Below are 9,251 nucleotides of genomic sequence, written 5' to 3' on the forward strand. Positions count from 1 at the left end.
CAGCGCGCCCTCCACCCCGCCCAGTTCGGCCAGGCGCGCGGCGGTGGCCGTGGCCGCCGCGCCATCGCCCGACAGCGCCTGGGCCAGGCACAGCGCCGCCACGGTGGGCGGATAGTGCGGCAGATGCTGCACGGCTTCGTTGAGCAACAGCAGCGCGTCGGCGATCTCACCCTTGCCGAGCAGGCACAGCGCCATGCCGGTGTAGTTATACGGCCGCACCGCCGAGCGCGGGTTGAGGCGCAGCGCCAGCTGGAAGCGCTCCAGCCCGCGATCGGCCCGACCATTGGCGACATCGACCCAGCCGCCCCAGAACAGCGTGGACGCGGCCGAGGGCTGCAGATCGAGCGCCCGCTCGATCAGGCGGTCGGCTGCGGCCATGTCGCCGCCCAGGCACAGCTGCACGCCGGCAGCATAGCCGAGCACGAACGGATCATCGCCGCCATTGCGCAGTGCCAGATCATAGAGGCGCAGCGCCTCGGTGCGGTGATGGGGGGTGTCATCGGTCCAGGCCGAAGCCGCGGTCATCGCGTGGCAGAAGGCCCCGAGCGCGGCCGCCCAGGCGTTGGCGGGCTCCATCGCCAGCAGTTGCGCGGTCAGTTCCAGCGCTTCCAGCACGCCGTCGCGCTGCCACTGCCGGAACAGGGCATTGGCGCGCCAGAACAGCTGATAGGCATCACCGGTTTCCAGCGGCAATGACAGCGCCCGTTGCCGTTCGCTGATCTCCACCCGCGAATCGATCATCGGCGCAATGGTGGCGGCGATCTGATCCTGCAGCCCGAACATGTCGGTGATCGGGCCTTCAAAGCTTTCGGCCCACAATTGCCGATTGGCCGGCCCGTCGATCAAGCGCAGGCTGACCCGCACGCGGGCGCCATCGCCGCGCACGCTGCCTTCCACCAGGTAACGCACGCCGAGCTGGCGAGACAGCGCCAGCCGGTTGCCGGCGAGCGGCGGCCCTTCGGCTGAACCGGCCGCCACCACGAACAGCGTGGAGCAGCGGGCCAGCGCGCCCGACACCTCTTCGGCAACGCCTTCGGCAACAAAGCCCAGATCGCGGCCGGGGGACAGATCGGCGATCGGCAGCACCGCGATCGACGGTTGCACCGGCATGGCTGGCGGCGCCCCACGCAACAGATCGGCAACGCTAGTCGGCCCGGTGGGCGCCACCGGCAGCGGCCGGCCACCCGATTCCAGCGCCTGGCGCTGATCGCGCAGCCAATCCTCGAATCCGTCCTCGCCGGGCAGATCAATGCCCTCCAGAAACTCGCCGGGTCCGCCGCCGTTCAGCGCATCGACCTCCAGCCGCGCCAGATCGAGCCAGGCGCGCTGATAATCGGCCTCCAGCAGCGGTGGCTGGCCGGGCCGGTTGAGCGTGAGGCGCAGATTGGCCAGTTCGCGGCGCAGGCTGGCCTGGGCCTGGGCGGCCGGGCGGCTGCCCCACAGCCGGTCCTGCAGCCAACCCCGCGTGCGCTCGCCATCGGGCGCCATTGCCAGCATGGCGAGCAGGGCGCGGCCCTTGCGGCTGCTGATCTCGATGCGCGCGCCGTCAGGGCCGGTCAGGCGGAACGGCCCGACCAGGCGCAGACGATGGCTGCTCCCCTTTGAAAATGGCATCAGACGCACCCCAGTGGTCGTTGTGCTAACTTCAAGGCAGGTCGCGGGCAAGCAAGGATTTTTTGCCCGCCTTTCACGCATGCTTCACGCTGTGTGGCCTATCCTGCCCCCGCAATCGACAACAGCGACGTTCCGGGGGGCCGGCAGATGATGGCGCAGCGAGGCAACAAGCGACCGTGGATGGCAGTGGCGCTGGCGCTGGCGCTGCAAGGCTGCGCCACGCGCGGGCCGATCAGCCTGTCGTGCCCAATCTTCGACAAGACCGTTTTTGCCCTGCCGCCGTCGCAGCTTGAACAGGATATCCAGTCCGACGCTGGCGGCAATGTCAGCTTCGTGGCGGCGCCGGCCATGGAAAGCCTGTCCGGCCTGGCGGCACCGGCACCGCCGGTCGCGCGGCGCGGGCCCGATCCGCTGCGCGATGCGTTCCAGCGCGCCAAGCCCGACAAGCGCCTCGAAAATGCCGACCCCACCCGCAGCGTCGAAGGCCCGCCGCGTCCCGTCACCGCGCTGCTGCTGTCGGGCGGCGGCCAATGGGGTGCGTTTGGCGCCGGCTTCCTGGGCAGCCTTCAGGCCTCAGGCAACGCGATCGCGCCCGATATTGTCACCGGCGTCTCCACCGGCGGCCTGCAGAGCCTGTTCGTCACGGTCGGTACGCCGGAGGCCTATGCCCGGCTGGTGCGCGAATATTCGCCGGCCCGCCAGGCCGATCTGGTCAGCGCCAATTCCACGCTGCTCACCGCCATCACCGGCTCAATGGCCGGGATCAAGCCGCTGCGCCAGGCCATCGAACGCGCCCTGTGCAGTGAGGGCGACCCGGCCAAGGGCTGCCCGATGATCGCCGATCTGGCCAACAGCAAGCGCGAGGCGCTGATCGGCTTCGTGGAGGCCAGAAGCGGCCAGTTCGTGGTTGCCGATGTGAAGGCGATGGCCAACACCAGCGGGGCGGCCTACGCCGGCATCAGCGACCGCAACCGCGTGGCGCGCGACTGCCTGACCGGCGCCGCGCTGGCGTCGGCCGGAATGCCGTTGTTCTTCCAGCCGGTGCGCATCAACGGCCGTGTCTATTATGATGGCGGCGTGCGCCAATCGGTGTTCCTGGCCAAGGTTGCCGAAGCCGCCGCGGCCAGCATGACCGACGACAGTGGCAACACCGTGCGGCCGCCGCCAACGCTCTACGTGATCCGCAACGGCCCGACCCAGTTGCTCGGCCCCGACGGCAAGCCGGGGGACAATGACAAGGTGGACAGCAAGTTCGACGCGCTCACCGCCGCGCTCCGGGCCCAGTCAATCATCGTCAACCAGGTCGAGATCGGCTCGATCGCGGCGCTGCGCCTGTTTCACCCGACCGGCGAGATCAATCTGGCCACCGCCGACGGTTACCAGAACCATGTCTGGACCGATGCCAGCGGCGCCAGCCGCGCCTGCGACAAGGGGCAGGAGCGGTTCTTCAACCCCGATTTCATGGCCTGCCTGCGCTCCCTGGGCCGCACCAAGGCACAGCGGCGCCCCTCGCCATGGATCACCCTGACGCCACTGTCGGGCCTGAACGCACCGCATCCGTGAAGCGGCGTCGGCTGGGGTCATGGGGTGGAGGAAAGTGGTGCGTTTGCGGGCACCGAAAAGTCATCTTAGTGCGTTGTAATTACACATCTATGCAGATGACGATTTTTCATAGGCCCCCAAATCGGCCCCCATCTCTCCTCGATGGTAGAAACGATTGTCGTATCTTTGCCTCAGTTTGGGTCGTCTGCCGCAAGCAGTATGCGCCAGATCAGTGCGCCAATCATCGCGCCGGCAAGAGGTGCAAGCCAGAACAGCCACAACTGACCCATGGCAGGCGTTTCGGCGAAAAGCGCCACACCAGTGGACCGCGCCGGATTCACCGACGTGTTGGTGACCGGGATCGACACAAGGTGGATCAGCGTGAGGGCCAGGCCAATGGCGATCGGGGCAAAGCCCTGCGGCGCGCGCTGTGAGGTCGATCCCAGGATGACGAGCAGGAAACCTGCGGTCAGGATCACTTCGACCAGGAGCGCGGCCGGCATCGCATAGCCACCGGGCGACAGGTCGCCAAAGCCGTTGCTGGCAAAGCCGCCGGGACTCCAGCCGGCCTTGCCCGACGCGATGGCGAACAGCGCGGCCGCGGCCAGGGCCGCGCCGGCGATCTGCGCCAGCCAATAGAACGGCAGTTCCCGCCACGAAAAGCGCCCAGCCACTGCCAGCCCCAGCGAGACGGCCGGGTTGAAATGCCCACCCGAGATGTGGCCGACAGCATAGGCCATGGTCATCACGGTCAGGCCGAAAGCCAGCGAGACGCCGGCAAAACCGATCCCGAGATCGGGATAGCCGGCGGCCAGCACGGCCGAGCCGCAGCCGCCGAACACCAGCCAGAAGGTGCCGATCGCTTCGGCCATCAATTTGCGCAGCATAGGCAATCCTGTTGCTTGGGGTGAAACGGCCAGCAGGCGTTCAGGCCGTCATGATCACGAAATCCTCGGCAGAGCGGCGATCGGGATGCAGCGGCAGATCGGTGGTGACCATCAACATGCCGGGGTGCAGGCGATCATGCACGGCGGCTGCAAAGGCCGGATCGGCGCCCACGCGGCGCAGGATGCTGCCCTGGGGCACTTCCACCGACACACCGTGGCTTTCTGCATAGCCAATCCCGTGCCAGCGCAGGGCCGCGCCGCCGTCGTGCGCTTCGATCAGCGACAAGACATGTTCGCCCAGGGTTGAACCTGCCGCGATGCGGGTTGGGGACGTGGCGACCGTGCGGCCATTTTCCAGCAGGGCCGCCTCGCCGCTGGCCGTGCTGACCAAGACGGTGATGGCCGGTTCGTTAACCGGCAGCCCGCGGCCCTTCAGCTTGGCAACAGCGGCATCGAAGCCGCTGGTGGCATCGCCGGTGAGCAGCAGCCCGGGGTGCACGATATCCACTGGATCGGCATGGCTGCCGGCCAGGATGACGGGTGTGCCGACATGGGTGATGGCGAAGACCTTCTCCGAAAAGGCCATCGGCAGCCGCACACAGCCATGGCTGGCCGGATAGCCGGGCAGCTTGCCGGCGTGCAGTGCGATGCCGTCCCAGGTCAGCCGGTTCATGTTTGGCATCGGCGCGTTGTTGTAGGTGCTGGATTTGTGATCCTTGTCCTTCTGCAGGATGGTGAACACCCCCGTGGGCGTCTCATGACCCGGCTTGCCGGTGGAGCAGGTGGAGACACCAATGCGGATCCCGCCGCGATAGACATGCGCGCGCTGATCCGGAATCGACACGATGATCGCCACCGGCCCGGCTGGGGATCGTTCCGGGTGCCACGTAAATTCGCCCGGCTTGAGCGTGCGGATGTCGCGCAAGGTCTGTGCCACTGCCGTGGGCGCAAGCAGGCCCGCAGCAAGCACGGCACGACGTGTGGTTCGGTACGTCACTTGAAATTGTTCCCCGATTACTGGGCGCCTCACCGGCGCTTCATTCAGTGCGCTGCCAGGGCAGCGGCACGATGTTCCCACGCCGCACGGCCATGACGAGAAGGACGATGCCGGTTGCCGTGCACAGGCCAAACGCCGTCAGCGAGGCTTCGATGCCGAACTGGCCGCCAGTCAGCAGGTCGGGTCCCTGAATTGTCGGACGGATCAAGCCGGGTGCGGGGGCATTGCCTGATACGATCCCGGAGAAGACGGCGGACTGGGTGTAGTTCCACGCCATGTGGAAACCAAAGCTCATCCATAGCCGGCGGGTGACCATATAGGCTGCGGCCAGCAGGATTCCCGCTTCGACTGTGATGAAGATGGCCCCGATGAGGGTGGCCTCCGGGTTGATCAGGTGCAGGAAGCCGAACACGAAGGAGGAGACGATCAGGGAAACCCAGCTGCCCAGCCATTCCTCCACGATGCGGAACAGCACGGCACGAAACACCAGTTCCTCGAGGAAGCCGCTGCTCAGCGCCCCGGCGATTTCGGGCACCATGTAAGAAATCGGGTTGAATCCGTCGATGCGATACATGCCCAGCACCATCAAGATGCCCACACAGCCGGCATAGAGGGCGCTTCCAATCAGCAGCCCGATGCCAAGTTCCTTCACCACGGGCGCCAGCGCCAGTTCGCTGACCGGCCGGCGCTCGACGAAGCGCACGAAGCCCACATAGATGGCAAAGGACAGGATGATCATGCCGATCACCGCGGCAAGGCGCACGACAGGCTGGGCGGCAAACTGTCCCTGAAAGCCACTGGACGTCCCCATCATGAAGAACAGCGGCCCGCCAATCAGCAGCAAGCGGGCCAGGGGATGCTGGACGATGCGCAACCACCCGGGCGGCTGCGTCGCGGGGAGCGTGTTCATGTCAGCCAAAAAAACTCAAGTCCTCAAGCCAGAAGGATTTTCACCAGATCTTCACCCGCTTCTCGGGTGCAAGATACAGCTTGTCGCCCGGCTTGACGTTGAACGCCCGGTACCAGGCATCGACATTGCGGACGATGCCATTGACCCGAAATTCGCCGGGGCTGTGCGGATCGGACAGGGTGCGCCGCCGCGTCTCGCCTTCACTGGTGATGTTGCGCCACAATTGCGCCCAAGCCAGGAAGAAGCGCTGATCGCCGGTGAAGCCATCGATCACCGGCGCCTTGCCGCCCTGCTTTTCGCGCACATAGGTCTGATAGGCGGCATAGGCGACCGACAGCCCGCCCAGATCGCCGATATTCTCGCCGAGATTCTGGCGCCCGTTGATCTTCAGGCCAGGCAGCGCATCGTAGCCGTCGAACTGGCCGACAAGTCCCGCCGTGCGCTTTTCGAACTCGGCGCGGCTGGCTGGCGTCCACCAGTCACGCAGTTTGCCGTCGCCATCGGAGCGACTGCCCTGATCGTCGAAGCCGTGGCCGAATTCATGGCCGATGACGGCGGCGATGGAGCCGAAATTGACCGCGGCATCGGCCTTGGGATCGAAGAACGGCGGCTGCAGCACACCGGCCGGGAAGGTGATCGAATTGAGGGCGGGACTGTAACCCGCGTTGATCTCCTGCGGCGAATAGGGAAACTCCCAGTCGCGGGTGCCTTCGGCCAGCTTCTTCAGGCTGTCCGCCTGTTTCCATGCAAGCAATCGGTTCTGGTTGCCAACCAGATCATCGGCCGAGATACGCACCCCCGACCTGTCGTGCCAGCGTTCCGGAAAGCCGATATGGCTGGTCACCTTCTCCAGCTTGGCCAGGGCTTCGCCGCGGGTGGCGGCATCCATCCATTCAAGCTTGCTGATGCGATCCCGGAAGGTGGCGCGCAGATAGCCGACCATCTCGTTGACCTTGGCGCGATCCGAAGCACCGAAATACTGGTCGACATAGATGCGGCCGATCTCCTCGCCCAGCACGGCGTTGACGGCCGCAACGCTTTCCAGATCGCGCGGGCGCCGCTGCGCGGCGTCAGACAGCCGCTTGTTGTGAAACTCCCAGTACGCTTGCACCCATGGTTCGGACAGCGACTCTGACCAGCCATCCAGCGTCTTGAACAGCAGGAAGGATTGAAGATCGGCCACCGACGTTTCGGCGAACAGCTTCGCCAGGTCGCGCACGGCGGTATCGGTCGTCACCTTGATGCGCGGCTGCCCGTCAAGCTTGAGTTCGGCCATGAACGCCGCCCACGGGAAGCCCGGCGCAAACGCGTCCAGCTCGGCTGGTGACATGACATGGTTCATGCGCACCACGTCGCGGCGTTCGGCCAGCGACCATTGCCGCTTGGCGATCTCGGTCTCCAGCGCCAGCACCCGGGCCGCGCGGGCATCGGCATCGGCAATGCCGGCGCGGCGGAAGCTGGCGGCGATGTAGTCCTGCAGCGCCTTGCGGTGGCCGATATAGGGTTCGGCATCGGCGAGATAATAATCGCGCGACGGCATGGTGAGGCCGCCCACCCCCACGCCGGCGATCTGGCGGCGGGGATTGTCGGCATCGCCCAGCACGCCGCCGGCGATGAATCCATCCATCCACGGCCAGGCCATCACCCGGGCCAGCTCGGCGCGATCCTTGAGGCCGGCAATGATCGACAATGTGCTGGCAATCGGCGTGATGCCCAACGCGTTGCGGCGATCCATGTTGGCGTGGGAGCGGTGGAAATCGCCGATCATCTGCTCCGGACTGCCCGGCGCATCCGTGCTCTGCCGGGATTGTTCGATGATGCCAGCCACCCGCTGTTCGGTGGACAGGTAGACCTCCACGAAGGCATCGATGTAGGGCACACCGGGCGGCGGCGTGGCGGTCTTCAGCCAAGCCTCGTTGACATAGCGATAGAAGTCATCGCCCGGCCGCACGGCCTTTGACAGGCCAGCAGTATCAACGCCCCACTGCCCGATGGCGGCCTTGGCCGCTGGCGGGGGCGCTGCTGCCGCCGGCCCGCCAGGCAACAGCAGCGCCACCAGCGCGGTGGACAGGGCAAGATGCTTCCAGTGCGTCATTGTCTGTCTCCCACCGCGCCGCCGCATCAGCCCCCGACCACGAAGGCATCAACGATTTCGTACACCTCATACCGGCCGATGCGGATGATGCTGACGTCGCCGCGCCGCGTCACCTGCATCGGGGCGTTGCCCGCATCGCTGCTGCTGGCCCGGCCATTCTTGAAATAGATGTGGCGCTGGCCACCATCGGCGGTGGCGATCTCCACGGTTGCTTCGCCCATCGCCATGCGCATCACGCCGGCCTTGCAGCGGGTCTTTGCCATGCCGGCCGCGGTGACGCAGGGGATTTCGGCGGTGGCGTTGTAGTTGGTGCCGGGCACCAGCGCGTCCTGGCTGGGCCGGAACCCGCCGCCCCCGCCGCCACGGCCGGTCACGCCGATGGTGATGCTGTAGGCCGCCACCTCGTTGCGGCGCGCGGCACTGCGCATCAGATAGACCTGCACCACATGCGGGCCCGACACCGTGACCGGGCCGGAAAAGCGGTTGCCCGACGTGGAGCCGACGAACATCGCCTCGCCGCTGCTGCCCGGTGCCAGGATGTTGAAATAGGCCGAGGCATTGGTGGGCTTAAAATTGACGGTGAGCGTCTGCCCGGCGCGAGCGTTGACGACATAGCGTTGTTCGGCACTGCCCTTGATGCGACCGTTGAGCGTGGCGCTGCTCTGGCCACGCGCGAACGTCACATTGGTCTGCTGTTGCGCAAGGACTGGCTGCGCCGAAATAATGGCTGCAAACAGCGCCGCAGAAATAGTCGCGTTCTTCATATTTTTCTCCATCTCATTCATTAATTGATTTGGTGAATCATCTTTTGATTGTTATTTGATTTGGAATGCGAGACAGTCTGCGTCATGAAGATCTCTCCCCGCTTCCCTTGTTCCTTCCTGTTGGCTGCGCTTTGCGCTGGCACCGCCCTGGCGCAGCCGGCGGCCGTGCCACCGCCGCTGGAACAGCGCGGCACCGATTGCGCGCGGCCGCAATATGCCTCCGACACCCTGGTCTGCGGCGACCCCGCCCTGCGCGCCCTGAATGCCGAGGTGAGCGGGCTCGACGCGGCGCTGCTGCAATGGCCAAACGATGCCCGGTGGGAAGCGCAGGCGGCCTGGATTCGGCGGCGCAGCCTGTGCGCCTTCCAGCCCGATCACCGTGCCTGCCTGGCCGCCGCCTATGCCGATCGCCGCGCCGTGCTGCGGGCTGCTGCCGCCCCGG

Annotated in this window: 7 protein-coding genes and 1 pseudogene; 2 read left to right on the top strand and 6 right to left on the bottom strand. The window is 66.2% G+C overall.

The window, feature by feature from the left end; genetic code table 11:
• A partial coding sequence (locus tag GJ693_RS10990) for a hypothetical protein (RefSeq protein WP_156256349.1) occupies nucleotides 1-1,614 on the bottom strand: 1,614 nt, incomplete at its 3' end.
• 147 nt (nucleotides 1,615-1,761) lie between these two features.
• On the opposite strand from GJ693_RS10990, the gene GJ693_RS10995 reads away from it, so the two are divergent.
• Nucleotides 1,762-3,177 (top strand): patatin-like phospholipase family protein, encoded by a 1,416-nt coding sequence (locus tag GJ693_RS10995; protein WP_156256350.1) that lies wholly within the window; start codon nucleotides 1,762-1,764, stop codon nucleotides 3,175-3,177.
• Between the two features lie 170 nt (nucleotides 3,178-3,347).
• On the opposite strand, the gene aqpZ is transcribed toward GJ693_RS10995, so the two are convergent.
• From aqpZ to GJ693_RS11020, 5 genes are all read right to left on the bottom strand, one after another.
• Nucleotides 3,348-4,043, bottom strand: coding sequence for an aquaporin Z (gene aqpZ, locus GJ693_RS11000; RefSeq protein ID WP_156256351.1), 696 nt, complete (start codon nucleotides 4,041-4,043; stop codon nucleotides 3,348-3,350).
• Between the two features lie 40 nt (nucleotides 4,044-4,083).
• Nucleotides 4,084-4,980, bottom strand: coding sequence for a L,D-transpeptidase (locus tag GJ693_RS11005; protein ID WP_197042126.1), 897 nt, complete (start codon nucleotides 4,978-4,980; stop codon nucleotides 4,084-4,086).
• A 100-nt stretch (nucleotides 4,981-5,080) separates the two neighbouring features.
• On the bottom strand, nucleotides 5,081-5,950 hold the full coding sequence (locus GJ693_RS11010) for a CPBP family intramembrane glutamic endopeptidase (protein ID WP_156256352.1): 870 nt from the start codon (nucleotides 5,948-5,950) through the stop codon (nucleotides 5,081-5,083).
• Nucleotides 5,951-5,990: 40 nt separating this feature from the next.
• Entirely contained in the window at nucleotides 5,991-8,045 is a 2,055-nt protein-coding gene (locus GJ693_RS11015; RefSeq protein ID WP_197042127.1) for a M13 family metallopeptidase, read from the bottom strand.
• A 26-nt stretch (nucleotides 8,046-8,071) separates the two neighbouring features.
• Nucleotides 8,072-8,809: a hypothetical protein gene (locus GJ693_RS11020; RefSeq protein ID WP_156256354.1), complete on the bottom strand. Its 738-nt coding sequence runs from the start codon at nucleotides 8,807-8,809 to the stop codon at nucleotides 8,072-8,074.
• 84 nt (nucleotides 8,810-8,893) lie between these two features.
• On the opposite strand from GJ693_RS11020, the pseudogene GJ693_RS11025 reads away from it, so the two are divergent.
• A pseudogene (locus GJ693_RS11025) lies at nucleotides 8,894-9,251 on the top strand (hypothetical protein); the annotation flags it as partial.

Source organism: Sandarakinorhabdus oryzae, from assembly GCF_009733735.1.
Lineage (GTDB): Bacteria > Pseudomonadota > Alphaproteobacteria > Sphingomonadales > Sphingomonadaceae > Sandarakinorhabdus > Sandarakinorhabdus oryzae.